Consider the following 25,189-nt stretch of genomic DNA (forward strand, 5'->3'; position numbering starts at 1 on the left):
CGCGTCTTCCGTGATAGCGGTCATGACACTAGATTTGGTGTCATGACCGCCATCACCCTTAGGATTCCGGACGCCATGGACAAGCCGCTGCGCGACGCAGCCGCCGACGCCCCCTCGCTGAACGACTACATCGTGCGTGCCGTACGTCGGCAGATGACGCTCGACGCGGCCCGCAAGCTCGCCTCGATCGCACCCCTCGACCTCGCCGGCGAGGGCGACGCCCTGTGACCGTCCGCAAGGGCGACGTGTGGGACGTCGACACCGGCAAGGGCACCCGCACTGTCCTCGTCGTCAGCCTCGACGGGCTCGCCGAGGCCTACCACGCCGTCGTCGTCCTGGTCCTGCACGCCCCCGCGCAGCATCCCGACACGGCGATGAGCGTTCATCTGACCACCCCGGTCGATGCCTCCCTCGTCGCCGTGAACCTCCTTCAGCTCTCCGCCATCCGCTTCGAAACCGGCACGCTGCACGGAAACATCGGTCCCGAACAGCAGGAACTCGTCGACAACGCGATCCGCGCGGTCCTCGACCTGTAGGTCACACGTCATCGCTGGTAGGCAGTGCGGGTGACTGGGCAATCTCTTCTTCGGCCGCCTCGATGATCGCGAGCACCGCCGATGCCGCGGCCGCGGCATCGCGGGCCTCGACGGCTTCCACGACGGCGCGGTGACCGGGCAGAGACGCTGCCGCGGCGCCGGGGGTCTGGGTGCTGACGAGGAAGCTGTGTTCCAGCGCGATGTCGACGGCGCGGCCCAGTGAGCCGAGGAGACGGTTGCCGCTGGCGTCGAGCAGCGCCCGGTGGAAGGCGATGTCGGCCTCGACGTAGCCGCCGCGTCCGGGTTCCGCCGCCGCGGCCTCCATGGCGGCCAGGGCGTCGTACAGGGCGCGTACGTCGTCGGGGCCGGCTCGGTGGGCGGCGAGTCTGGCGGCCTCGGGCTCGACGATCCGGCGCAGTTCACCTGTGTCGCGCAGCAGAGCCGTGGCATCACCCGCCTGTTTCCAGCGCAGCACGTCACGGTCCAGGTGGTTCCAGTGCTCCGCGGGCAGCACGCGCGTGCCGGTGCGCGGTCGTACGTGCAGCATCCCCTTGGACACCAGCGCTTTGACCGCTTCGCGCAGCGCTCCGCGGCTGACGCCGATCTCCGCCGCCAGCACGTCCTCGACCGGCAGGGGATCCCCCGGCTCCCACGCGCCGCCCACGATGCGCCGCCCGATCTCGTCGACCACGCGCTGGTGCATGGTCCGGAAGTGCACCACGATCTGCGCTCACCCCCTGGACGCCATTCATCGAATCATTTAATGATTGTGCCCCAGGGTACGGCCTGCGGGGCCTCACCCGACATCACCCCATCGCACAAGCGGACGACGCGAGAGCCACGGGAGTGCCACATGACCGACGGTCGGAACAAGACCCGCCGCAGCCAGGCCTGGTTCGGAGCACAGGGCCGCAGCGGGATGGTGTACCGCTCCTGGATGCGCAACCAGGGGTTCGGGCATGAGGTGTTCGACGGGCGTCCCGTCATCGGCATCGCGACGAGCGCCTCCGAACTCGCCCCGTGCAACGCCCACTTGACGCGCGTCGCCGAAGCCGTCAAGCGCGGTGTCTGGCAGGCGGGCGGGCTGCCGCTGCAGTTCCCCACCATGGCCACCGGCGAGACCCTGATGCGCCCGACCGCCATGCTGTACCGCAACCTCATGGCCATGGAAGTCGAAGAGCTGATCCGGGCCAACCCGCTCGACGGCGTCGTGCTGCTGTCCGGCTGCGACAAGACGACCCCCGCCATGCTCATGGGCGCCGCCAGCGTCGACCTGCCGGCCGTCATGGTCACCGGCGGCCCGATGCTCAACGGCAAGTACCGCGGCCAGGACGTCGGATCGGGCACCCATGTCTGGAAGTTCGAGGAAGACCTGAAAACCGGCCGGATGACCGAGGAGGAGTGCTTCTTCGCGGAAGGGTGCATGGCCCGGTCCAACGGCCACTGCATGACGATGGGCACCGCCTCGACGATGGCATGCATGGCCGAGGCGCTCGGCATGCAACTGCCGGGCTCGGCCGCCTGGCCCGCAGTGGACTCCCGGCGGATGGAGATCGCGCAGGCGGCGGGGCAGCGCAGCGTGGAGATGGTGGAGGAGGAGCTGCGCCCCTCGCAGATCCTGACCCGCGAGGCGTTCGAGAACGCCATCCGCGTCAACGCGGCCATCGGCGGCTCCACGAACGCCATCATCCATCTCACCGCCATCGCCGGACGCGTCGGCGTCGACCTGCGCCTGCAGGACTTCGACGACCTGGCCCGCGTGGTGCCGACCCTGGTCAACCTGATGCCCAGCGGCAAGTACCTCATGGAGGACTTCTGCTACGCGGGCGGACTGCCCGCCGTCCTGGCCGAGCTGCTGCGCGGCAAGCTGCTGCACGGCGACCCGATCACGGTCACCGGACGCAGCATCGCCGAGAACACCGAGAACACCGAGTGCTTCGACTCCGACGTCATCACCGGCCTCGACGCCCCCTTCCAGCAGGCCGGCACCGGTACCGCCGTCCTGCACGGCAACCTGTGCCCCGACGGCGCGGTGATCAAGCAGTCCGCCGCATCCCCGCACCTGATGACCCACCGCGGTCCCGCGCGCGTCTTCGACTCCCCCGAGGCCTATCACGAGGTGGCCGACGATCCGGACGTCGACATCGACGAGAACACCGTCATCGTCATCCGCAACGCCGGCCCCAAGGGCTATCCCGGCATGCCCGAGGTCTCCAACGTCCCGCTGCCCGCCAAACTGCTGAAGGCCGGTGTCAAGGACATGGTGCGCATCTGCGACGGCCGGATGAGCGGCACCGGATACGGGACCGTGGTCCTGCACGTGGCCCCCGAAGCCGCCGTCGGCGGGCCTCTCGCCCTGGTGCGCGACGGGGACCCCGTCGTCCTCGACGTCCCCCACCGCACGCTGCGCCTGGACGTGGACGACGCCGAACTCGCCCGGCGCCGGGAGGAATGGCGAGCACCCGCCGAACGGCACTCCAGCGGCTACGCCTGGCTCTACACCCAGAACGTCCAACAGGCCGACCAGGGAGCCGACTTCGGCTTCCTGCGCGGAAGCCGTGGACACGAGGTCCCTCGCGACTCCCACTGACTCCGCCCCAGGCGACCTCCCCCTCGAATCCAGGAGAGCATCGATCGTGGAATCGGCAGCAGCGCACCCTCGCCCGGTCCTCACAGCCGACTCCGTCCTGCCGGAGGACGCCGGCCGAGCCGCCCTCGTCGCACGCGTCCACCACCCGCAGGCGGACGGACCGTGTGTGGCCGCGGTCCGAGGCGATCAGGTCGTCGACCTGACGAACATCGCACCCACCGTCTCGGATCTGATGGAACGCGACGACGCGGTGAGAGTCGTCCGCGAGGCCGAGGGCGGACACGCCTGGCGCCTGGAGGAACTGCTGGAGGCACCGACCGGCCGCCGTGACGTGCCGCATCTGCTCGCCCCCGTCGACCTGCAGGTGATCAAGGCGGCGGGCGTCACGTTCGCGCGGAGTCTGCTGGAACGCGTCATCGAGGAGCGCACGGGCGGCGATCCGGCGCAGGCCGCCCGGGTGCGGGCCCGCGTGCAGCAGCTCGTGGGCGGCGCGCTCGACGGCATCCGTCCCGGCTCGCCGGAAGCGGCCAAGGCAAAGGAACTCCTGCTGTCCGAAGGGCTGTGGTCGCAGTACCTGGAGGTCGGAATCGGGCCGGACCCGGAGGTGTTCACCAAGGCCCCCGTCCTGTCCGCGGTCGGCACCGGCGCCGACATCGGAGTCCTGGGCGCCTCGGTGTGGAACAACCCCGAGCCCGAGGTCGTCCTCGTCGTGGACTCGCGCGGCCGGGTCCGCGGCGCGGCGCTCGGCAACGACGTCAACCTCCGCGACATCGAAGGACGCAGCGCCCTGCTGCTGTCCCGGGCGAAGGACAACAACGCCTCCTGCGCGATCGGCCCGTTCATCCGCCTGCTCGACGACGACTTCGACCTCGACACCGTCCGCGCACTCGACATCGACCTGCGAGTCGACGGCACCGACGGATACGTACTCAACGGCAGCAGCTCCATGCGCGAGATCAGCCGCGACGTACTGGACCTGGTGGCCGCCACCCACGGCCCGCACCACCAATACCCCGACGGCTTCGCGCTGTTCACCGGAACGCTGTTCGCTCCCACCGAGGACCGCCAGGCGCCCGGCGCCGGCTTCACCCACGAGTACGGCGACATCGTACGGATCTCCAGCCCGCGTCTCGGCGCCCTGGTCAACACCGTCATCCCCAGCGAGCAGGCCACGCCATGGACGTTCGGGGTCGGAGCGCTGATGCGCAACCTCGCGCGGCGCGGCGTGCTGTGAGACGCCTAAGTACCCGCGCACACCGTCTGGCCGTGCTGACGAGGGCGGCACAATGTCCCCGTGGATCCGAGAAACCAGATCATCGTCGCCTTGGACTGTGCCAACCGTGCGACCGCCGAGGCCGTCGTCGAGCAGCTGGGCGCCGAGTGCCGTTTCTACAAGGTCGGTCTGCAACTGCTCACCGCAGCGGGGCCGGACGTCATCAAGGACCTTGTCGCACAAGGCAAGGAGGTCTTCTTGGACCTCAAGCTCTTCGAGATCCCGAACTCGGTCGCCGGGGCCGTTCGTGCCGCGGGGGCCTTGGGGGTGTCCATGGTCACCGTGCACGGCATGGGCGGCAGCGCCATCATGTCCGCCGCGGTCGACGCCGCCCGTGACTTCCCCCAACTGCGCATCCTTGCTCTGACCGTGGTCACCAGCATGACCGACGCGGATCTCAGCGACATCGGGGTCCGCGACACGGTGGACGCGCAGGTGCTCCGGCTGGCCCGCCTGGCGCAGCAGGCCGGATGCCATGGCGTCATCGCCTCCCCGCAAGACGTTGCGGCCTTGCGCGGCAGCCTGGGCCCCGATGCCCTGATCGTCACTCCGGGCGTCGCGCTGCCTGGTGACTCCCCGGCCGAGCACGCCCGCCCCGGGACACCACATGCGGCGATCACCGCTGGGGCATCACACGTCGTCGTCGGCCGACCGATCACTCGCGCCGCCACCCCGGCGACCGCCTTCCGCCTCGTCCGGGAGAGCCTCGCTCCGTAGCAACATCGCCGTCTGACGCGCTGAGGTCAGAGGTCAGTCCGTCGACGGGATCAGGGGGTCCGGTCGGGACAACGTCACGAACAGCGGCAGCCCCTCCCTTGCTGCAACGATCCGACGCGCTCGCACCTCGGTTGGTGACCGCGGGCGGTACTTGGGCTCCCTGTCGCACCCGCAGGCCGATCGCCCTTCGTAGCGAAGCCCTTCACTCAACACGGCAGCCACCGCGGACCATGTGCGCACATCACGCCTGGGCGGCGGAGCGAAGTCATGACCAGCGCACATGAGGGCCTGAGAACAGTTCGGGCACAGGTGCTCGCGCTGCGGATGGGCATGCTGCTTGAAGCTGACACGGCACGAGACACAGGCGTAGTGCAACTTGTAGTAGGTCATGGCGCAGAAGCACACCGGCGCACCGTACCGAGCAGCCGTGCAGGCAGACCACCCGTTTCGATCGAGCAACGGTCCGCCATCGGATACGGACCACCCGTCGTCCGTATCCGAGTGAGTCGTGTGCAGACTTTCGCCGCCGGCCGTCCGTAGGCGCTCCCCCGCTCAGCCCGCGGTCCCCTGTGCGCAGCGCCGCCGCGCTCCGCGGCGGGCGCTGCGCAGATACGGTTCATGCCTGCTCGGTCGGCTCCTGGTCGAACGTGGCGTGCAGGTGCCGCTTGTGATCCACGGGGCGTTCGGCTCCGGTCAGCGTGACCCTGGCCGTCAGGCGCGGGTCCGTGCTGGATGCGGCCAACCGCAGTTCCAGCTCGCCCGGTTCGACGACGCGCCGGCCGTCGCGGCCGGTGAAGGACGCGAGGTCGGCCGGGACCGTGACATGGACGCGGCGGGAGGTGCCCGGGTCCAGATCGACCCGGGTGTAGCCGACGAGGCGCTGCACGGGCTGGACGACGGAGGCGACCGGGTCGTGCAGATAGAGCTGTACGACCTCGGTCCCCGACCGCTCGCCGGTGTTGCGGACGGTGAGGGCGAGGGTGAACTCGCCGTCCGTCGGCGCCTCTTGGGTGTCCACGGTCAGGTCTGTCCAGTCGAACCGTGTGTAGGACAGGCCGTGGCCGAAGGCGAACGCCGGGGTCGGGTCGATGTTGGACACCTCGCTGGCGTGCGCGAGCCGCGCCCCGAGGTACGTGGCCGGCTGGGAGCCCGGCCCGCGCGGCACGCTGACCGGGAGACGGCCGGAGGGATTGGTACGGCCGCTCAGTACCCCGGCGATCGCGTGCGTGCCCTCCTCCCCCGGGAAGAAGGACTGCACGATCGCGGCGGACTCCTCCACGGCGCGGCCGAGGGCGTACGGCCGTCCCGCCAGCAGCACGGTGACCACCGGTGTCTCGGTATCGAGCAGGGCGTCGAGCAGTTGCTGCTGTGCGCCGGGCAGCGCGAGTGTCTCGACGTCGCAGCCCTCGCCGCTGGTGCCCCGCCCGAAGAGGCCGGCGCGGTCGCCGAGCACCACCACGGCGACATCGGCCTCGCGTGCCGCCTGGACGGCCTCGGGGATGCCGGAGAGGTCTGCGTCGTCGATTCCGGTGCCGCGGGCGACCGTGATCTCGGCGTCGGGGAACTCGGCGGCGAGTGTGTCGCGCAGCGTGGGCAGCTCGATGCCGAGCGGGGTCTGGGGGTGGCGGACGCCGATGTGCTGGGGGAAGGAGTAGCAGCCCAGTACGGCGGTGGGCTCGTCGGCGTTGGGGCCGAGCAGGGCGATGCGGCGCGGTCGGGCCATTGGCAGGGTGCCGTCGTTGCTGAGCAGGACGACCGCCTTCTCGGCGATGTCGCGGGCCAGTCGACGGTTTTCGGGCCGGTCGAGGTCGACCTTGCCGCGCAGGGCGGCCGCATCGTCCAGGTCGGCCCCGTCCAGCGCGGCCGGTACGGGGTCCCAGTCCTTGTCGAGCAGACCGAGCATCGCCTTCTGGGTGAGTACCCGGCGCAGGGCGCGATCGACCGACGCCTCCGGTATGCGGCCGTCGGCGACGGCTTCGGTCAGCGGCGCGCCGTAGGTCTTGACGTTGGGCAGTTCGACGTCGATGCCGGCGTGCAGCGCCGTACCGGCGGCGTCGGCCCAGTCGGCTGCGACGCCGTGCAGGGTCTTCAGGAAGGCGATGGCGAAGTAGTCGGCGACGACGGTGCCGTCGAAGCCCCAGGTGTCGCGCAGCAGCCCGGTGAGCAGGTCTTCGTCGGCCGCGGAGGGCATGCCGTCGGTGTCGGTGTAGGCGTTCATCACCGACCGGGCCCCGCCTTCGCGGATCGCCATCTCGAACGGCGGCAGCAGAACGTCGGCACGTTCACGGGGGCCCACGGAGGAGGGGGCGAGGTTGCGGCCGGCGCGGGAGGCGGAGTAGCCGACGAAGTGCTTGAGGGTGGCGACGATCCCGGCGGACTCCAGGCCCAGCACGTATGCCGTCCCGATGGTGCCGACGAGGTAGGGGTCCTCGCCGATGGTCTCCTCGACCCGGCCCCACCGGGCGTCGCGCACGACGTCCAGGACGGGCGCGAGCCCCTGGTGGACGCCGACGGCCCGCATGTCGCGGCCGATGGCGGCGGCCATGCGCCGCACGGTGTCGGGGTCGAAGGTGGCACCCCAGGACAGCGGTACGGGGTAGGCGGTCGCCCCCCAGGCGGCGAATCCGGCCAGACACTCGTCATGGGCGAGTGCGGGGATGCCGAACCGGTTCGTGGCCGCGATACGGGCCTGGGTGCGGGCCAGGGAGAGCGCACCCAGGGCGGGGTCGACGGGGACCGTGCCGAAGGGGCGGGTCAGCTGTCCCAGGCCGGTGGGCAGGAGGGCGTCGAGATCGACGGGCTCCTCCATGTCGTGCTGATGGGGGGCCACTTCACCGCCCTGGTCGGAGGCGCCCACCCACACTCCGTACAGCTGGGCGGTCTTCTCCTGCAGGGTCATCGCATCGATCAGGGCGTCGACTCTCGCGGTGACGGGAAGGGTGGGGTCGTTCCAGAGGGGGACGGCGTGGCTGTTCTCTACGTCCACGTTGGGATTCACTTTCTTCGGCGATCGTCAGCGGCTGAATCCCGCGGTCAGACCGCTCAGCAGCTGGCGGCGGCCGAACGCGTACAGGACCAGGACGGGCAGCGTGGTGAGGACGACGGCGGCGAGAACGGCGGGGACGTTGACCCCGTACTGGCCCTGAAAGGTCCACAGGGCGAGCGGCAGGGTCCGGCGTTCAGGGCTCTGCGTGAGGACCAGCGGCAGCAGGAAGCCGTTCCAGATGGTCAGTGCGTTGAAGATGGTCACGGTGAGGATGGCCGGTCGGGTGAGCGGCGCCGCCAGCCGCCACAGCGTCGTCCATTCGGTGGCGCCGTCGACTTTCATCGAGTCGAACAGTTCCTTGGGCACGTCGCGGATGAAGTTGGTGAGTACCAGCACCGACAGCGGGATGGCGAAGGCGATCGACGGGAGGATCAGCGCGGGCAGACTGTCGTACAGGTGCAGTTTGATGATGATCAGGTACACCGGGATCACCGTCGCCTGCAGCGGGATGGCCAGGCCCATGAGGAACAGCCCGTTCATCGCGCGCAGGACGCGCATGCGCCAACCGCGCACGATCGCGTAGGCGGCCATGAAGGAGAACAGGACCGCCGGAACGACGGCGCCGGCGGTGACCACGACGCTGTTCACGAAGTAGCGCACGAAGTCGGACTCGATGACCAGCCGGTAGTTGTCCAGTGTGGGGTCGCTGGAAGGCACCAGCGGGTTGCTCGCGTAGTAGCGGCTCTGGACCTTGAGGCTGGTGATGAGGGTCCAGTACAGGGGTACGGCGACGATGGCGAGCCACAGCCAGCCGGCCAGGCCGCCTATCCAGTTGCGTCGGCGGGCCGTCCGACGTGAGTGGCGTTGCCGCTCGCGGTCGGCGGCCTTCTGCGGTCGCCGTGTCTCGGTCAGGGTCGTGGTCACGTCAGGCCCCCTCGAGTTGGCTGGCACCGGCGTCGCGGCCGCCGAGCCGACGCAGCAGCAGGGCGAGGGCCAGGCCCACCAGGACCAGGATGACCGCGATGGCGCTGGCCGGTCCCATCAGGCTGGCCTGGAATCCCCGCTTGTACATGTCCAGTGCGAGGACGCGGGTGGCGTCTGCGGGGCCGCCCTCGGTCAGGACGAAGATGAGGTCGAAGAAGGTCAGCGAGCCGACCACCATCAGTGTGGACGAGGTGATGATGGTGTATTTCAGCTGGGGCAGGGTGATGCTGAAGAACTGCCGGATCCGTCCGGCTCCGTCCAACTGGGCCGCCTCGTAGAGCGACTTGGGGATCTGCTGGACGCCGCCCTGGTAGATCAGCGAGTGGAACGGGATGAACTGCCAGGAGACGACGAAGACGACGACGCCGAACGCGAGCCCGGGCCGCCCTAGCCAGTCCTGGCTGAGCGCGGAGATCTTCAGCCCGGCGCCGAGCCCGAAGTTGGGGTCCAGCAGGGCCTTGTAGGCGATCGCGATGGCCGCGGAGCTGAGCATCAGCGGGATGAAGTACACCACGCCCAGCACCGCGCGGTAGCGCTGGCGGCCGGCCAGGAACGTGCCGAGCAGAATGCTCAGCGGCGTCTGGACGGCCCAGGACACGACCATCACCAGGAAGGTCACCCAAAGGGCGTGCGGCAGACCGGGGTTGGTGAGCACCGTGCGCCAACTGGTGAACCCCGACGGACGGATGGAGCCGATCCCGTCCCATGTGGTGAAGCTCAGCGCGAAGACACCCACGAGCGGGATCACGGCGAAGCCGACGAAGACCACGAGGGCCGGCGTCGCCAGCCACGGCAGGATGCTGCGCGGTTCGCGACGCGGCGGGTGGCCGGTCAGTGCGCTCATTTCGCGGTGACCGCGTTGAGGTTCTGGGCGAACTGCTTCGGTGAGATCGACAGTTGGAACAACTTGACGATGTTGTCCAGCAGTGTCTCCGCGGCCGTCGGGCTGAGCGCCTGGTCCCAGGACTGGCCGAACACCTTGGCCTTGCTGGCGATGTCGTAGGTGAACTGCAGGAAGTCGGCGCTCTTGGAGGCGGCCAGCAGCTTCTCCGTGCCGAGCCGGATGGGAACCGACCCGTTGTCGATCCACTTCTTCACCTCCTCGTCCTGGAGGACGCCCTTGGCGAAGAAGTCCTTGGCGATCTTCTTCTGCTCGGCGCTGGCCTTCGCGGAGATGGACAGGTACTGGGCGGGGTTGCCGACGGTGTCGCTCGGATCGCCCTTGCCGCCCTCGACGGGCGGGAAGGTCATGTAGCCCAGCGCGCCGCTTTTGACGAAGTCCCCGCCGTCGGCCTTCTGGATGCCGTACGACCAGGCGCCGTGCAGCATCATCGCGGCCCTGCCGGTGTACAGCAGCGCCTGGTCGGCGTTGGAGTCCGCGGTGATCGAGGAGAAGCCCTTGACGAACCCGTGGGCTTTGACCAGGTCCTGCACCTTGGTCAGCGCGGTGATGGCGTCGGGGTGGGACCAGGCGTTCTTCTCGCCCTCGATGATGGCCTGGAACACCTCGGGGCCGCCGATGCGGTCGAACAGGAACTCCAGCCACATCATGTTCGTCCACCGGGACTGCCCGCCGAGGGAGAACGGCGCTATGCCCTTCGCGTTGAACTTGGGCACCAGCGCCATGATGTCGTCCCAGGACGTCGGCGGTTTCACGCCGACCTGCTCGAAGACCTTCTTGTTGTAGTAGAGGATGATCGGCTGCACGGCCTCGGCCGGCATCGCGTAGATCTTGCCGTCGACGGTGGCCGCGCCGAACGAGGACGGGAACAGCCGCTGCTTGACCTCGGAGTGCTCGGCGAACCACGAGGTGAGGTCCTCGACCTGGCCCGCTTCCACGTAGGTGCGCAGCGTCCCACCGCCCCAGCCCCAGATGATCGTGGGCGCCTGGCCGGCGCCGATGGCGGTCTTGATCTTCGTCTTGTACGCGTCGTTCTGGAAGGTGGTGTCCTTGATCTGCTCCTTGGGGTGGGCCTTGTTGAACGCGTCCACCGCGCCGGCCCTGACGCCTTCCTGCGGCTGACCGTTCAGGTACCAGTACGTGGCCCCGCCCCCGCTCTTGCCGGGACCGGACGAGCCGCAGGCCGCCAGCGCCGCGGAGACCGGTACGCCAGCGGCCAGGCCGAGGAGGGTACGTCGGGAGAGCGCCATGTTTTTCTCCGCACTCGAGAGCCATCGGCATCTCGTGAGTCATGGTGAAAAGTTTTCGAAACAGTCTTCTTCGAGCTCCGTTGGTGAAAATTAGGTTTCGGAATGACGCGCTGTCAAGGTATGTGCAAGCACGTTGCCGGGTAGGCCGCAGCGTTCTATTGCTGGGCCAGTGCGACTCTCGCGATACGGTGACCGGCTTCGAAACGTTTTCGAAGCGTGCAGGGAGAAGACAGAGAAGAGTGCGATGATGTGGGCAGGACGCACCGGAGGAACGGGTCGGTGCGCACGCCGATCAGGCTGCGCGCACCGGCCCTGTCTCCCACGGATCGCCGGAAGCGTCGAGGGCGAAGTGCTCATCGGCTGCTCCCCGGACAAGCTCCGTGCCGGGGTGCCGTACGGTTGACCGGTTCCACCCGTGGTGCCGGTCCCGCCGGCGGCTCACCGCACCGGTGGACGTACGACTGGGAGGAACTGATGCCACGGAACACCAGGCGCACCACTTTGGCGGACATCGCCCAAGCGGCTGGGGTCTCCGTCGCGACCGTGTCCAAGGTGGTCAACGGCCGCGGCGACGTGGCGGCGCAGACCCGCGCCCGGGTGCAGGAACTGCTGCAGCAGCACGACTACCTCGCGCCCGTTTTCCGGCACACCGAGACCACCGAAAGCCCCACCATCGAGGTGCAGTTCCAGGCCGGCCTCAAGTCGTACGTGGCCGAGACCCTGGAAGGCATCATCGACTCCGCCGCCGAATTGGGGGCATCGGTGGTGATCAGCAAGGCATCCCGCGCCCCGCACTGGGCCAGGGATCTGGTCTCGGCCGGGCGCCGCGCCGTCATCGCGGTCACCAGCGTGTACACCGCCACGCATCTGAACGAACTGGCCCGCGCCGGGCTGCCGCTGGTCGTGCTGGACCCCCTGCACCTCCCGGACAGCCGGGTCAACAGCGTCGGGGCGACGAACTTCGCCGGCGGCCTGTCCGCGACCCGGCACCTGCTGTCCCTGGGCCACCGCCGCATCGCCTATCTCGGTGGACCGAGCATGGCCGTCTGCAACCAGGCACGTATGCACGGCTACCGCGCGGCCATGGAGGCGGCAGGAGCGCCGGTGTGCGACGCCTACGTCCGGCCGGGAGAATTCACCTACGAGACCGGTCTGGTCGGTGCCGTGGCCCTGCTGGACCTGGACGAGCCACCGACGGCGATCTTCGCCGGCAACGACGAGATCGCCCTCGGTGTCATCGAGGCCGCCCGCACCCGAGGCCTGCGCATCCCCGAGGACCTGAGCGTGGTCGGCTTCGACGACACCAGCCTCGCGCAGATGGCCTCACCACCCCTGACCACCGTGCGCCAGCCCCTGCGGGAGATGGGCGGTGCCGCCCTGCGCACCGCCCTCCGACTCGCCAACGGCGAGAAGGTCGAGTCCCACCACATCGAACTCGCCACCGAACTCGTGGTACGCGCCTCGACGGCACCTCCCAGGGGAGCGACTTCGGCGAACGGGTAGTCGCGGGCGAGGCGCACTCGGGTCGCGGGGCGGGGCGAGCCGTCTCGATGCAGCCGGTGAAGCCCCGCACCGCAGTGCCCGGCGGCGGCCGTCCGGTCACGCAGGCGGGACACCCGCAGGACGGCTCTGCCCGACCGGTACGGGTGTGTCCGTGCTCCGGTGGGGGGCGGCGCGATGGTGTGTGGTGCCGTGGTTGCGGACCAGTTCGTCCATGGCCGCACGCAGGGCGAGCTCCAGGGCCGCGGGGGTGTTCAGGGTGCCGCTTCCGTCGGGTGGGCAGATCCAGCGCAGGTCGCCCCATCGGCAGTGCGGGGCAGGCGTGGCGATCCAGCTGCCGGTCGTGAGGTAACGGATGTCGTGCCCGGCCCAGATGCTCGCCGGGTCGGGTGGCAGGAAAAAGCCGACGTGCTGCGTCCGGCTGTCCATGAGGATCGGGCCGGGTTCGAGGCGAGGCAGACAGGTGAGGATGTCGGCTGTGCGCAGTCCCAGGCAGGCCGGGACGATCAGGACGTCCCAGAACCGCCCGGCGGCGAGGAGATGGACGCCGGTGGTGCCGTGCTGCCAGTCGCTCTTGCACAAGCGCGGCTCCCGAGCGGCAGCTGCCAGCCACTCGACCGCGGTCGTCCAGTGCTTCAGAGCCATCCCAAACCTCCTGCGTCATGGCGGGCCACGGACGTGGACTTGCTCTGCCCCGTGTCCTCACTCCCCAGCGGACGGGCGCGGCGACTCATCGAGGAGTGCCGCACAGCCGATGGGGGGCCGCGTCCCCGCTTCCGCCTCTGGGGCGACAAGTGATCACTTATGACCCCTGTTCGCTGGTGAGTGACATGCGGTGAAGGCAAGTAAGCGCCCAGTGAAACGGGGCGCGGACAGGACGACCAGGGGAGGCGCGCGCAGTTCACCGCATGGAGCGAGCGCCAGCGCACAGCGAGGGGAGAAACAGGCGCACTAGCGCTCTTGGACGCCCCCTTGCGCATGTTCAGCGGATCACGAACGTGGTCGCGCTGCGGGCGGGCAGCGTGACCGTGAAAGAGCCGTTCGAAGCGCCGATCGTGCCCTGGGACGCGACGTTCCTGGTGGCGTCGGTCACCCACGACGCGACGCTGGACCCGGCGCCGTTGGTCAGCGTGAACTGCTGACTCACCGCGGCGGAAGCCTTGTTGACGGCGACGACGCACGTGGAACCACCGCCGCGGTACGCCGAGACGTAGACGTTCGTGGCGGGATTCGCCGTCGCCTCGATCCGCACGTACCCGGGCCGGACGAACCTGGCGAAGTGCGCCATGACGGCACCGCGCTTACTGATCTTGCCGTCCTCGCGCAGGGGGCCGTAGCTGCGCCTGATGTACCACCAGATGTAGGCCTGGAACTCGGCGTCCACCATGGCCCGGTGGATGTGCTCCCCCACATCGAGAGCCTGCGGCCAGAGATCCGCCGAGTCCGTACTGTTGGGGTAGTACACCTCCGTCATCCAGAGCTCCTTGCCCGCACCCTTCTGCTTGAAGAGCGGGTACGGGAAGTTCGCGAACGGCGTGCCGTAGAGGTGGGCCCCGACGATGTCCACGTTGGCGAGCGCCACCGGGTCGTTGAGGATCGGGTCCGACATGCTCTTCACGTACTGGAAGGACTCCGGTGCGATGACCCGGGTGCCGATCGAGCCGGCGTTCTCCCGTAGGAACCGCACCATTTCGGCGGCGGTCCACCATGTCCAGTCCTGCGCGTAATCGGGTTCGTTCTGCACCGATATGCCGTACAGGTTCGCTCCGTTGTTCCGCATGTACGTCGTGAAGTCGTTGAGGTGCTGGGCGTAGGCGCCGTACATGTCGTACCTGAGACGTCGTGCGTTCGTCTGGCTGCCTCGGACGAAGGTCTCGACCATGGAGGCGGGCGGATTCCACGGTGATGCGATGACGGCCGCCCCGAGTTCGACCGCGCGTTTGGCCGTCGCCAGGTCGCGGTTCCAGTTCGCCCGGTCCTCGGGCACGGGGATCCTCAGCAGAGAGAACCCCAGCTGTCCGTCCGCGGCTCCGAACGACGTGTCCCGCTGCGCCGCGGTGAGGTCGCCGATCCAAGCCGTGTGATTCATACCGCCGAAGCCGCGGATCGTCTGCCGGGAAGCCGACGGGTCGATGACCGCCGTGGCGGCGGCCGTCACGGCTCCTGCGTCGGCGGCTCGGGCCGCCGGCACCGCTGAAGCGAGGAGGGGCAGGGCCCCCATGGTCGCCAGGACCGTCCTCCGGCGCGGTAATCCGCGCTCCCCGCTCTCGGGCTCATTGCGACGTTGTGTCATGTCTGCTCCTCCTGGCTGCCGGTCTTCTTCCGTCCCGACCGCGGGAGCGCTCCCACAGTCGGGGGTGACTACACGCTTGCTGTGCGAGGGAGGTGCCACTGCAACTGTCGTGCCGGTCACCGCTCAACGGTTCGGCAGGACATAGAGATGTTCGAGATGGTGAACGGTGTCCATGTGGCGGACCTGACGAAAGGTAATGACGCCACTCACCGCGGTCAAGCCTTTCCACGGCCATAGCGGTTTCGCGGGTACGTACCGCAGAGGGGCGGCAAGAAGGCCCGCAGCCGCCAGGGACGGCTACGACCCGCCGCCCACGGCGAGCGCGGTTCGCGCCAGCCCGCGCAGCCAGGCGTGGGCGTGATCGGTGTCGTAGCGCTGATGCCAGGACAGATACACCGGCGCCGACGGCAGTTCGAACGGGAGGGGGAGCACCACCAGACCGAGGTCGGCGACCGCGGACCGCGTGGTGACTTCGGGGACGCTGACCAGAAGGTCGGAGCCGCGCGCGAACTGGAATGCGGCCGCTTCCGAGGGCGCGGTCGCCACCACCTGGCGGGTGAGACCGAGCCGCGCGAGAGCGTCGTCGAGGGCGTTGCCGAGGTTTCCCCGCCGCGAGACGGTGACATGCTCCGCGGCCGCGTACCGCTTCGCCGTGACGGCCTTGACGCGGGTGAGGGGGTGCCCCTTCCTGGCGACGACGACGATGCGGCTCTCGCCGACGTTCTCGGCACGCACGTCCGGGGCGCTCGGGCGGTTGGCGTTCGCCTCCAGGTCGACCTCGCCGCGCCGCAACTCGGGCGTGTCGACGCTCGATTCGGCGACGAAGCGAAGTCGCACGCCCGGCGCCTGTGCGCGCACGGCCGCGAGCAGTGCGGGTCCGCTCAAGGCGACCAGGGAATCGTGCCAGCGCAGGGTGAAGGTGCGCTCCAGCGTCGCCAGGTCGAGTTCGCGACTCGGCGCCAGCACCCCCTGCACCTGCTGCAGCAGCTCGTGCACCTGCTCCCGGACGGCGATCGCATACGGCGTCGGAGTCATCGTGCGGCCGGTGCGCACCAGGATCTGGTCCCCGGTCGTGCGCCGGATCCGGCCCAGACTCCGGCTCATCGCTGGCGCGGTGACATGCAGGCGTGCGGCCGCCCCCGCCACGCTTCCCTCCTCCAGCAGGGCGTCGAGCGCGGTGAGCAGGTTCAAATCCAATTGCATGGGAGTAACTCTAGGCATGCCTGACATGCATTTGTAGTCAATGAATGGCCTCTATACGGTCGAGACGAGAGCGCAGGACGCACCGCGCAGCGTGACCTCACCGACCTTCATCACCCCTGCTCACGGAGGAGCACCGCCATGTCCGAAACCCTTCAGCCCACAGGCGCCACCACCTCCGAAGCCGACCTGCTCGACCAGACGACCGTCGCCGTTCAGGCGGCCGGTGCGGCTCTGCGCGAACGGTTCGGCGAGGTGGTCCGCTACCGGACCCGCGAGGAGTTGATGCGCGCGCTCGCCGTCAACGACGACGCCGCCCTCGACATCCTGCGCCCCCGCCTCACCCGCCTGCGCCCGGAGGCGGGCTGGGTGGAGGACGAGCTGGACGGCGGAGCGCTGCCGTCCGGCGAGTGGTGGGTCGTGGATCCGGCGGAGGGCAACGTCAACCACCTGCACGCCCTGCCGGACTGGGCGGTGACCGCCACCCTCGTGCGCGAGAACCAGCCGGTGCTCACCGTGGTCCACCTGCCCATGACCGGCGAGACCTACACGGCACTCACGGGCGGGGGCGCCCACCTCGACGGCCGCCCCCTGCAGGTCTCCCCGGCCGAGGACCTCGGCCTGAGCATCGTGGCCACCAGCCAGGCCCGGCCGGACGAGGACGAGAAGGTCGTGCGGCGCGTGGGCTCCTCGATCACGGCGATGCTCGCCGACGCACTCGTGGTCCGCACCGCCGTACCCGCGACCCTGCACCTGCTGAACGTGGCCGCCGGACGGATCGACGCCTTCTGGCAGTTCGCCTGCGCCCGAGCCGACCTGCTGCCCGGGGCGCTGCTCGTCACCGAGGCCGGCGGACGGATCTCCGACGCCGAGGGCCGCCCGTGGACCCCACGGAGCGAGAGCTTCGTGGCCGCCGCGCCCGGCGTCCACGCCGAGGCGGTCACCACCCTCTCGCGCTGACCGCACGCCACCGTCCGCACACGCACACAAGGAAGGACCGGATCATCATGACCACGATCGCCATTCTCGGGGACGGCAGGGTCGGCGGCAGTCTGGCCATCGCGCTCAGGGGAGCCGGGCATGAGGTGACCGTGGCGGGTCGCGCCCCGGGCGCCGCCGCCGACGCCGCCCGCACAGCCCAGGTCGTCATCAACGCCACGCCGGGCGCCGGTTCGCTGGACCGGCTGACCGCCCTGCGCGAGGAGCTGCGCGGCAAGCTCCTCGTCGATGTCTCCAACGCCACCGTCGACGGCCCGGACGGACTGCCCGCCGACCTGCTCTACCCCGGCTCGAGCCTGGCCGAGCAGCTTCAGGAAGCCCTCCCTGGAACGCACGTGGTCAAGACGCTCAACACCATGCTCTTCACGGTGATGACCGCGCCGGCCGCGCTCGCCCAGGCACCCGAGGTGTTTCTCTCCGGCGAGGAGCCACGGGCCAAGGAGGTCGTTCGGCAACTGCTCATGGACCTCGGCTGGCGCAAGGAGTGGATCACCGACCTGGGCGGCATCCGGACCGCCCGCGCCACCGAGGCCGCGATCCTCTTCGTACCGCACGTGATCCGGTCCAGCGGTTTCGCGCCGTTCGCCATCTCGATCGCGCGCTGAAACGCGCTCCACGGCCGGGCCGCGGCCGGGCACCAGCCGCCGCTCGGGGACGTGCGGTTTCCGTGGATCCCATGTTCGTTGCACACTCCCCGCAGTCGTGCTTGGCTCGCCCGATGAACCTTCTGCTGACGGCCGCCGGCCTGCGCAATGACACACTGCGGGACGCCCTGCGCGACATGCTGGGAAAGCCGTTCGGATCGGCGAACGTCGTCTTCGTTCCCACGGCATCGGTGGCCGAGCCCGGGGACCACGGGTGGATGCTCGCCGACATGAACCGGGTGCACGGCCTCGGCTGGCGGGAGTTCGACGTCCTGGAACTCAACGGCCTGCCCCCACAGTTGGTCCTCGACCGGCTGCTGCACGCCGACGTCGTCTACGTCGAGGGCGGCAACCACTACCACCTCGCGCGCAGCATCACCGGCAACGGCTTGACCGACGGCTTCCTGGAGGCGCTGCAGAGCCGGGTCTACGTCGGGCTCAGCGCCGGATCGATGATCTTCAGCCGCCATCTCACCGAACACTCCGCCGACGTCATCGGGGACACCACGGACCTGCATGTCCTCGGCGCGACGACCGTGGAGCCGCCGTTCGGCCTCTTCGACTGGTATCTCAAGCCTCACCTGTACTCGCCGGACTTCCCCGAGCGGGACGACGCCTGGGCCGACCGCATCGTGGCCCGGGCGGACTTCCCGATCTACTTCATCGACGACGACACGGCCGTTCGGGTCAGGGACGGCGAGGTGGACGTCGTCTCCGAAGGCAGGTGGCGGTTCCATTCCTGAACTGGCCGGCGCGTCACCGCACCCGGAAGACGCCGTGCGCGCCGCGTTCCGCGTCGCTCATGATGTGCGTGACGAACGGATAGTCGCCGGCCTGCGGGAAGGACAGCTCGACGAACCCGCCCGAGGCGGGGGCGAGATCGAGGACCTGCGCGCCGCCGCTTGGCGACCGTCCCCGTGTGAGGTCGTAGGCACCCTCCCGGAAGACGGTGTCGAACTGGCCGCCCACGACATGGAACGCGCTGGACTCGTTCGGTCCGGCCGCCAGCACCCAGATCCGCACACGCCGGCCCGTCTTCGCGGTCAGCGGGTCGTGATCGTACTGGTCGGCATAGCCGTTGAAGGCGACCATGTCATAGTCCTTGGCCGCGACCTTGGCGGGGTCGGCCGTACCGCCCTGCCTGCCGAGGTAGAACTCCGACTGGACCAGCACGTATTCACGATCCACCGTGGACAGCCTCGGCGGGTCGACGATCACCGCGCCGAACATGCCGTTCGCGATGTGCAGGGACATCGGCATGGTGGAGCAGTGGTACATCCAGATGCCGCTGCGGGTGGCCGTGAACCGGTACGTCAGCCGTGCGCCGGGCTTGATCGTGCGCATCGGGCCGTTCGGCGCGAGCGATCCGGCGTGGAAGTCGACGGAGTGGCCGATCGATCCGTCGTTGACGAGGGTGATCGCGAAGGTGTCGCCGACATGTCCGCGCAGTACGGGTCCGGGGGCCGTGCCGTCGAAGGTCCACAGCTTCTGCCGTACGCCCGGGGCGACTTCCCTCGTCACCTCCTTCACCGTGATCGTCCTCTTGTGCACCTGGTGGCCTGATCCGCCTGCGACGGGCGGGAGTTGGGCATCGCGGGCGGAGAATCCCGCGGCCGGTTCGGCCATCGGGTCGAACGCCTCCGCGGCGGTGTCTTTCGTGGCGGTGTCCTTCGTGGCCGGGGACGTGCCGTGGCCGCTGTGGTCGTGGGTGGTCCCGCCACTGTCCGTCCCGGAGTCCGGAGCGGCCCCGGTGACGTGGACGGCGAAGACCATTCCCATCTGCCGGTGGCCGACCATGGAGCACCAGCCGTCGAGGTCGCGCCCGACGACTCCCGCGTCCAGCGTGCCCGTCCGTCCCGGACCGAGCCGGTCGGTGCGGGCGCCGGTCTCCAGCACCAGGTCGTGGGTGTCGGTTCCGGTGTTGTGCAGGGTGATCACCAGTCGGTTTCCGGTGGGCACGTCGACGGAGGACGGCGAGAAGCGCATGTCGCGGATCGTCACCGCGACCGTGGTGGTGCGGCCGGTCGGCGTCACCGCGCCACCGTGCGCGTTCGTGGCGGCGGACCGCTCCAGGATCGGCAGCAACCGCACGTCCGCCGCCCCGCCGCCCGCGACGGCCAGCAGCACGACGGCGAGCCCGAGGGCAACGCCACCGAGCACCCGGTACGGCTGCGCCGGAGCCTCGGCCGGAGCCGGAGCCGTGGCTTCCTGCGCGGTCCCGCGGCGGTTGCGCATACCTCGTACGACCGTCTGCACGAGCAGCACCAGGAACTGCAGCAGCATCACCAGCAGCAGGGCCGAGCACGCCACCCGCACCGTCGACGGCACCGGCAGCACGCACAGCAGCAGCGCGGCGTTGGTGACGGTCAGCCGGGCCGGCCAAGCCCGTTCCAGGTTCGCGGTGGCGGCGCGCACGGCGGTGGGGCCGCCGCCCAGGACCACGGGGACGAGGAAACTCAGCGCGCCGAGGAGCACTTGGGCGATCCAGCCGGCGGCCAGCGGTGCGGTCAGCAGCGAGATGCGCTCCCCCACCGTGATCCAGGAGGTCGTGGACAGGAGGATGCCGGTCAGGGCGGTCAGGGATCCGGCGAGCCATCCGCATCCGGCCGCCACCGACCAGGCGGCGAAGGAACGCGGCGCCTTCGCGCGGGCCTCGCGCAGCCAGGGCCGGCCCGCGACGACCAGCCCGGCGGCGTAGCCCGCCATGCCCGGGGCGGCCAGCGGCGGCGGGCCGAGCAGGGTTCCGGCGACGGCGGCGCCGAGTCCGGTGAGCAGGACGGGGAGGGCTGCGCGGCCGGCCCGTTCCGCGCCGTCCGCCACCCGTGTGCGCAGCATCGTCGGCCACAGGGTGATGAGGGTTCCGGCGACGGTGAGACCGACCCAGCCCAGCAGGTTGATCGTTTCATGGGCGACCCGCAGCCGGTCGGACAGATCTCCGGCGAGATCACCGCGCGCCATGACGACTCCGAGCGCGGCTCCCACGGGCAGCAGGGCCGAAGCGGCCACGTAATAGCGCACGGTCATCGAGAACCGGCCGGGCAGCGCGCGCCGCAACAGCCGTACCAGCCAAGCGGCGTGTGCCGTGACCGCCGCCGCGACCAGACACGCGCCGGCGAGGACGACGTACCAGCGGTCGAAGAGCATGCCGCCGATCACGCCGACCGCGCCGGCGTTCAGGCAGACCAGGCGCAGGGCGGCGGGAGCGCCCCGGTTGGCCTCGGGCAGCCGCAGGACCGAGGCGGCGAAGTGGCCTGACCAGATGACGATCGCGTTGGTGACCGCGCCCAGCAGCAGCACATGGACGAGCAGCCAGAAGGCGTGCGGCAGGAAGTGGTGGGCGGAGGCGACCACGGCGAAGAGAGTGAGCCAGAGGACGACGACCGCGTTCACGCCGAGGTGCCAGCGCGAGCGCGGGGAGCGGCCCGGGGGCCTCGGGGCGGATCCGCTCGCCGGGGAGAGGGACAGGTTCGTGGTCACCGGGAGGTCCTCGCATCAGTGGGTGCCGACGCGACGGCGGAGGCCGTTGCCGTCGCCGACGCGCGCCGTGTGGCGGTGACCGAGGCGGCGGCCGCCGATCCGAGGAACAGCAGCACGGCGACGATGTCGAGCACCCCGCCCAGCTGCCATGCGCCTCGCACGTCCCGCAGATCACCGACCAGCACGCGCAGCGCCAGCGACAGATGCAGCAGCCAGGCCGCCACCGCGAGGGCCGGGTGGTAGGGCAGGGGGCGGCGCAGGACGGCGGGCAGGATCACCGGGGCGTGCGCCATGATCATCGACATCACGAAGCCGAGGAACACGGCGTGCACCACCGCGTCGTACCGCGTTCCCTCACCGACCGGCCCGCTGAGCAGCCACAGGGCGCCCGCCAGGCCCAGCCAGGCATACCCGGCGAGCAGACACGCCGCGGTGAAACGGGGCAGGCCGGTGGAGCGCAGCAGCCGGCGGGCGACGTCGTGCGCGACCAGCCAGGCGACCAGGGCGAGCAGTGCGGCACCGAGCAGGACGGTGCCGGGGGCGGGCCACAGCAGGGTGGCGACCACCCCTGCGATGACCGCGCCGACGCAGCCCAGGAACGCCGGTTCAGCCGACGGGGCCAGCACGGCGACGCGGGCCAGTTCCAGCCGCTCCCCCGCGATGGTCAGCACGAGGAACGCCACCAGCCAGGGCAGCACGCGCGGTACGTCGAGCCCGCCCAGCCACAACAACGCCGCGCCCAGCCCCGACACCGCCCCCGCGGCCTGGGCGATAAGGGCGGCGCTGGGCTGCCGGCGCCAGAAGCGCACATACAGTGCGACCAGGGCCGCGCATCCGGCGACGAGCAGCAACCGGGGTATGAGCAGATCGACCGGGGTGAGCAGCAACAGGCCCCCGGCGCCGAGGCAGCCAGGGGCCAGCTGGGCCCAGGGGCGGCCCAGTGCGACGGAGCGTTCCAGAGCGACGAGCGTGCCGGCGAAGCCGAGCACCATCAGCATGCCGTGCACCTGCGGGAGCCGGTCGGTGGTGACCGGGGCCGGGAGCCCGAGGAGACCGAGGGCCGCGTCGAGACCGGCGAGGAGGCAGATTCCGGCGGCGGCCGGCAGCGGTGCGCGGCGGGCACCCGCGCGGCGGGCGGCGGTGCCGCCGGGGCCGGAAGCCGGGGTCACCGCTGCGCCCGAGGTGTGCCGGGCGACGCCGGGGGCCGGGCGTAGTGCTCGTCGTCGGCCCGCCCGCTCAGGCCCAAGTGCAGGCGGCAGGCGTCCGGTTCGGCGAAGGGCAGCAGCTCGACCTCCTGCGGTGCCCCGCCCAGCGCGGCGAGCCCCGCCCGGGCCAGTCCTTCGTGAACACCGCAGATGACGCCGGGGTGTTCACGGGCCGTCTCCACGAACGGGCAGCGCCGCAAACGGACTTGATGTGCGTCCGCGTCCGCTTCCGGCGCGAAGCCGATCTCGTCGAGGAGGCTCAGCAACCGTGTCCGCGCCTCCATGGGGTCCTTCGACGGCGTCTGTCCTGCGGTCAGGACACGCCCCCAGTCCTCGCCGGCGGCGAGCGCGTCCCGGCGCGGGTCGGCACTGGAGCGGGCGATCTGCGCGGCGAGGACGGCGGCGAGCCCGGCGTACTCGCGTGCGGGCGACTCCTGCGGCGGGCGGGCCCGGTAGCGGAAGGCGGGCCGGCCCCGACCGGAAGGGCTGGAGCGTTCCCGGACGGCGAGGCCGTCGTCGACGAGGGCGTCCAGGTGCTCGCGGACGGTGTTGACGTGCAGGGCGCACACCTGGGCGAGCGCGCTCGCGGTCACGGGGCCGGCCTGGCCGCGCAGGTACTGCAGGACACCGCGGCGCTGCCGGGACAGCGGAACGCGGTTGGTTCCGCTGCCGGGAAGCGGCCCGTTATTTTCCACGGTCATGTCCGTAGTATATTCCAGTCATGGGCCCGGACCGCACAGGGACGGGCTGCCGGCCGTCGGAAGGACGACGCTCATGAGCACCCTGACCATCGCCTCGGACCCTCAGGACGCGGCGGCCGCCGAAGCCGTCGAGGCGCATCACACGCAGCTGGCGGGCGACCTGGCCGGACGCGTCGCACTGCTGGTCGCGACCGCGGACCACGAGACCGCGGCGGCCGACCGGGCCCGTGCGGAACTGGTCGCCTTCTGCGACCGCGACCTGCTGCCGCACGCGGCCGCCGAGGAGGAGACCCTCTACCCCGTCGCCCACGACCTGCCCGCAGCCCGCCTTTTGATCGACGGCATGCTCGCCGAGCACAAGAGGCTCGCCGCGCTCGTCGACGCGCTGCGCACCACCCGTTCCGCCGTACAGGCGGCCGCCGACGGCCGGGCCCTCCAGGTGCTCTTCGAGGAGCACCTGGAGAAGGAGAACGCCCTCGTCCTGCCCCTGCTGGCCGGCGCGTCCGACATCTCCCTCTCCGGACTCCTCGCGGGCATGCACGAGATCCTCGGCCACGGTGAGGAACACGGCACCGCCGCCGAGGCGGCCACGACCGCTGGTGGCTGCGGTGGCGCGTGCGGCTGCGGCGGCTCCGACGACACCGACGTGCCCGAGCTGGACGTACGCGACGTCCCCCACTCGATCCGGCACGCCACGGTGTTCGGTGCGCTCGCCGCAGTGCCCTCCGGGCAGTCGATGGTCCTGGTGGCGCCGCACGACCCGCTGCCTCTGCTGGGCCAGATCGAGGACCGCCACCCGGGCGCGTTCGCGGTGGAGTACCTCCAGCGCGGCCCGGAGGCATGGCGTCTGCTGCTCACGCACCGCTGACCGACTCCCGGGTCGCCCCGCGCGATCACCTGCGGGCGCCACGCACCTCACCGCGCGCGCCGCCCGCACGGTCCTCGCAGCCCACCCCCGGTCCTCCAGCAAGCCGTCCCTCACCCCTCCTCGGTAAAATGGGGCGAGTCCGGGACAGCCGCATCGCAGCAGCGGCTCGGAGGACTCCAGCCACTCCCCGACCGAAGCCGCCGGCCGATCTGGAGACAGCGTCATGGCCGAACAGATCACTTACCGCCGGGTCTACGAGGAGACCGCACCGCAGGACGGCAAGCGCGTGCTGGTCGACCGGGTCTGGCCCCGGGGCATGCGCAAGGAGGACGCGCATCTGGACGAGTGGCTGCGCGACGTCGCCCCGTCGAGCGCACTGCGCAAGTGGTACGGCCACGAGCCCGGCCGTTTCGCCGAGTTCCGTCACCGCTACCTGGCGGAACTGCGCGACGCGGTACATGGCGAGGCGACCGCACACCTGCGTGACCTGGCAGCGCACGACAGACTCGTACTGCTGACCGCCACCAAGGACGTGGACCACAGTCAGGCCGCCGTTCTGGCCGACTGGCTGGAAGAGGGCCGGTGACCAGGGGGCCTTCGCCATCCGAAGAAAGTGACGAGGGATGACCGTGCGAACGAACATCATCCGGCACGAGCGCATGATGGTGAGCTACGACGTGGTCAACGGCTGGGTCGTCGCCGAGATCGACGGCGAGGTCGATGCCCACACCTCCCCCATGATCCGCGAAGCGGTGATCAAGCTCCTCGACGAGGGACACCGCCACTTCGTCCTGGACCTGGGCTTCGTCACCTTCATGGACTCGATGGGCCTGGGCGCGATGGTGGCGATCACGAAACGCATCCGTGAGTACGACGGCTCACTGCGTATCGCGTCCGTCTCCGGCCGGGTGCTCCGGCTCTTCGAGCTCAGCGGCATGCGCAAGAGTTACGAGATCTACCCCTCGACGGCGGATGCGGCGCAGTCCGCTCCCTCACCGGGCAGCCTCGCCGCCTGGCCGCATCCGTCCTCCGGCTGACCACGCCACCCCGCCCCACGGGCGCGCC

At 70.3% G+C, this 25,189-nt stretch carries 23 protein-coding genes; 12 read left to right on the top strand and 11 right to left on the bottom strand.

Going from position 1 to position 25,189, the window contains the following annotated elements; genetic code table 11:
• Positions 1-42: 42 nt before the first annotated feature.
• Entirely contained in the window at positions 43-228 is a 186-nt protein-coding gene (locus LN251_RS37330; RefSeq protein ID WP_125195937.1) for a hypothetical protein, read from the top strand.
• The gene (locus tag LN251_RS37335; RefSeq protein ID WP_458248587.1) at positions 225-536 is read left to right on the top strand and encodes a hypothetical protein; all 312 of its coding nucleotides are present in this window, start codon (positions 225-227) and stop codon (positions 534-536) included. Before LN251_RS37330 ends, LN251_RS37335 begins: the two co-directional genes overlap by 4 nt.
• A 1-nt stretch (position 537) precedes the next feature.
• On the opposite strand, the gene LN251_RS37340 is transcribed toward LN251_RS37335, so the two are convergent.
• Positions 538-1,239, bottom strand: coding sequence for a FadR/GntR family transcriptional regulator (locus LN251_RS37340; protein WP_458248588.1), 702 nt, complete (start codon positions 1,237-1,239; stop codon positions 538-540).
• 150 nt (positions 1,240-1,389) lie between these two features.
• On the opposite strand from LN251_RS37340, the gene LN251_RS37345 reads away from it, so the two are divergent.
• The 3 genes from LN251_RS37345 to pyrF are packed head-to-tail and all read left to right on the top strand — an operon-like array spanning position 1,390 to position 5,116.
• Complete coding sequence (locus LN251_RS37345) at positions 1,390-3,126, top strand: IlvD/Edd family dehydratase (RefSeq protein ID WP_458248589.1); 1,737 nt, start codon at positions 1,390-1,392, stop codon at positions 3,124-3,126.
• Between the two features lie 46 nt (positions 3,127-3,172).
• Positions 3,173-4,360 carry a fumarylacetoacetate hydrolase family protein gene (locus LN251_RS37350; RefSeq protein ID WP_458248590.1) on the top strand — a complete coding sequence of 396 codons (1,188 nt, stop codon included), beginning with the start codon at positions 3,173-3,175 and terminating at the stop codon, positions 4,358-4,360.
• 60 nt (positions 4,361-4,420) lie between these two features.
• Positions 4,421-5,116: an orotidine-5'-phosphate decarboxylase gene (gene pyrF, locus LN251_RS37355; protein WP_458248591.1), complete on the top strand. Its 696-nt coding sequence runs from the start codon at positions 4,421-4,423 to the stop codon at positions 5,114-5,116.
• A gap of 616 nt (positions 5,117-5,732) precedes the next feature.
• Here pyrF and LN251_RS37360 read toward each other — a convergent pair.
• The 4 genes from LN251_RS37360 to LN251_RS37375 are packed head-to-tail and all read right to left on the bottom strand — an operon-like array spanning position 5,733 to position 11,237.
• Positions 5,733-8,114 carry a beta-xylosidase/alpha-l-arabinosidase gene (locus LN251_RS37360; RefSeq protein ID WP_458248592.1) on the bottom strand — a complete coding sequence of 794 codons (2,382 nt, stop codon included), beginning with the start codon at positions 8,112-8,114 and terminating at the stop codon, positions 5,733-5,735.
• A gap of 15 nt (positions 8,115-8,129) precedes the next feature.
• A complete protein-coding gene (locus tag LN251_RS37365; RefSeq protein ID WP_458248593.1) occupies positions 8,130-9,026 on the bottom strand; it encodes a carbohydrate ABC transporter permease in 897 nt (298 codons plus the stop codon).
• Position 9,027: 1 nt separating this feature from the next.
• On the bottom strand, positions 9,028-9,930 hold the full coding sequence (locus LN251_RS37370) for a carbohydrate ABC transporter permease (RefSeq protein WP_458248594.1): 903 nt from the start codon (positions 9,928-9,930) through the stop codon (positions 9,028-9,030).
• Positions 9,927-11,237: an extracellular solute-binding protein gene (locus tag LN251_RS37375; protein ID WP_458248595.1), complete on the bottom strand. Its 1,311-nt coding sequence runs from the start codon at positions 11,235-11,237 to the stop codon at positions 9,927-9,929. Before LN251_RS37375 ends, LN251_RS37370 begins: the two co-directional genes overlap by 4 nt.
• 474 nt (positions 11,238-11,711) lie before the next feature.
• Here LN251_RS37375 and LN251_RS37380 point away from each other — a divergent pair, with 474 nt between their 5' ends.
• On the top strand, positions 11,712-12,740 hold the full coding sequence (locus LN251_RS37380) for a LacI family DNA-binding transcriptional regulator (RefSeq protein ID WP_458248596.1): 1,029 nt from the start codon (positions 11,712-11,714) through the stop codon (positions 12,738-12,740).
• A 96-nt stretch (positions 12,741-12,836) separates the two neighbouring features.
• On the opposite strand, the gene LN251_RS37385 is transcribed toward LN251_RS37380, so the two are convergent.
• The 3 genes from LN251_RS37385 to LN251_RS37395 form a co-directional block, all read right to left on the bottom strand.
• The gene (locus LN251_RS37385; protein ID WP_458248597.1) at positions 12,837-13,382 is read right to left on the bottom strand and encodes a hypothetical protein; all 546 of its coding nucleotides are present in this window, start codon (positions 13,380-13,382) and stop codon (positions 12,837-12,839) included.
• Between the two features lie 337 nt (positions 13,383-13,719).
• The gene (locus tag LN251_RS37390; RefSeq protein ID WP_458248598.1) at positions 13,720-15,030 is read right to left on the bottom strand and encodes a glucuronoxylanase; all 1,311 of its coding nucleotides are present in this window, start codon (positions 15,028-15,030) and stop codon (positions 13,720-13,722) included.
• A gap of 297 nt (positions 15,031-15,327) precedes the next feature.
• A complete protein-coding gene (locus LN251_RS37395) occupies positions 15,328-16,233 on the bottom strand; it encodes a LysR family transcriptional regulator (RefSeq protein WP_458248599.1) in 906 nt (301 codons plus the stop codon).
• A gap of 138 nt (positions 16,234-16,371) precedes the next feature.
• Between LN251_RS37395 and LN251_RS37400 the strand changes: the two genes are divergently transcribed.
• The 3 genes from LN251_RS37400 (at position 16,372) to LN251_RS37410 (ending at position 18,616) form a co-directional block, all read left to right on the top strand.
• On the top strand, positions 16,372-17,190 hold the full coding sequence (locus tag LN251_RS37400; RefSeq protein ID WP_458248600.1) for an inositol monophosphatase family protein: 819 nt from the start codon (positions 16,372-16,374) through the stop codon (positions 17,188-17,190).
• A gap of 47 nt (positions 17,191-17,237) precedes the next feature.
• Positions 17,238-17,834, top strand: coding sequence for an NADPH-dependent F420 reductase (locus LN251_RS37405; RefSeq protein WP_458248601.1), 597 nt, complete (start codon positions 17,238-17,240; stop codon positions 17,832-17,834).
• A 113-nt stretch (positions 17,835-17,947) separates the two neighbouring features.
• Positions 17,948-18,616, top strand: coding sequence for a Type 1 glutamine amidotransferase-like domain-containing protein (locus LN251_RS37410; protein WP_458248602.1), 669 nt, complete (start codon positions 17,948-17,950; stop codon positions 18,614-18,616).
• 13 nt (positions 18,617-18,629) lie between these two features.
• Here LN251_RS37410 and LN251_RS37415 read toward each other — a convergent pair whose 3' ends face one another.
• The 3 genes from LN251_RS37415 to LN251_RS37425 are packed head-to-tail and all read right to left on the bottom strand — an operon-like array spanning position 18,630 to position 23,256.
• Positions 18,630-21,350, bottom strand: coding sequence for a multicopper oxidase domain-containing protein (locus LN251_RS37415; RefSeq protein ID WP_458248603.1), 2,721 nt, complete (start codon positions 21,348-21,350; stop codon positions 18,630-18,632).
• Entirely contained in the window at positions 21,347-22,519 is a 1,173-nt protein-coding gene (locus tag LN251_RS37420) for a hypothetical protein (protein ID WP_458248604.1), read from the bottom strand. Before LN251_RS37420 ends, LN251_RS37415 begins: the two co-directional genes overlap by 4 nt.
• Positions 22,516-23,256, bottom strand: a complete 741-nt coding sequence (locus LN251_RS37425; RefSeq protein WP_458248605.1) for a helix-turn-helix transcriptional regulator — start codon at positions 23,254-23,256, stop codon at positions 22,516-22,518. The genes LN251_RS37420 and LN251_RS37425 overlap by 4 nt, the downstream gene beginning before the upstream one ends.
• Positions 23,257-23,329: 73 nt before the next feature.
• Here LN251_RS37425 and LN251_RS37430 point away from each other — a divergent pair, with 73 nt between their 5' ends.
• The 3 genes from LN251_RS37430 to LN251_RS37440 all read left to right on the top strand — a co-directional run bounded on the left by LN251_RS37430 (position 23,330) and on the right by LN251_RS37440 (position 25,161).
• Positions 23,330-24,124 (top strand): DUF2249 domain-containing protein, encoded by a 795-nt coding sequence (locus LN251_RS37430; RefSeq protein WP_458248606.1) that lies wholly within the window; start codon positions 23,330-23,332, stop codon positions 24,122-24,124.
• Positions 24,125-24,347: 223 nt separating this feature from the next.
• Complete coding sequence (locus LN251_RS37435; RefSeq protein WP_458248607.1) at positions 24,348-24,710, top strand: DUF488 domain-containing protein; 363 nt, start codon at positions 24,348-24,350, stop codon at positions 24,708-24,710.
• 37 nt (positions 24,711-24,747) lie between these two features.
• On the top strand, positions 24,748-25,161 hold the full coding sequence (locus LN251_RS37440; protein WP_458248608.1) for an STAS domain-containing protein: 414 nt from the start codon (positions 24,748-24,750) through the stop codon (positions 25,159-25,161).
• Positions 25,162-25,189 lie beyond the last annotated feature (28 nt).

It is taken from the genome of Streptomyces sp. MAI_2237 (genome assembly GCF_054189285.1).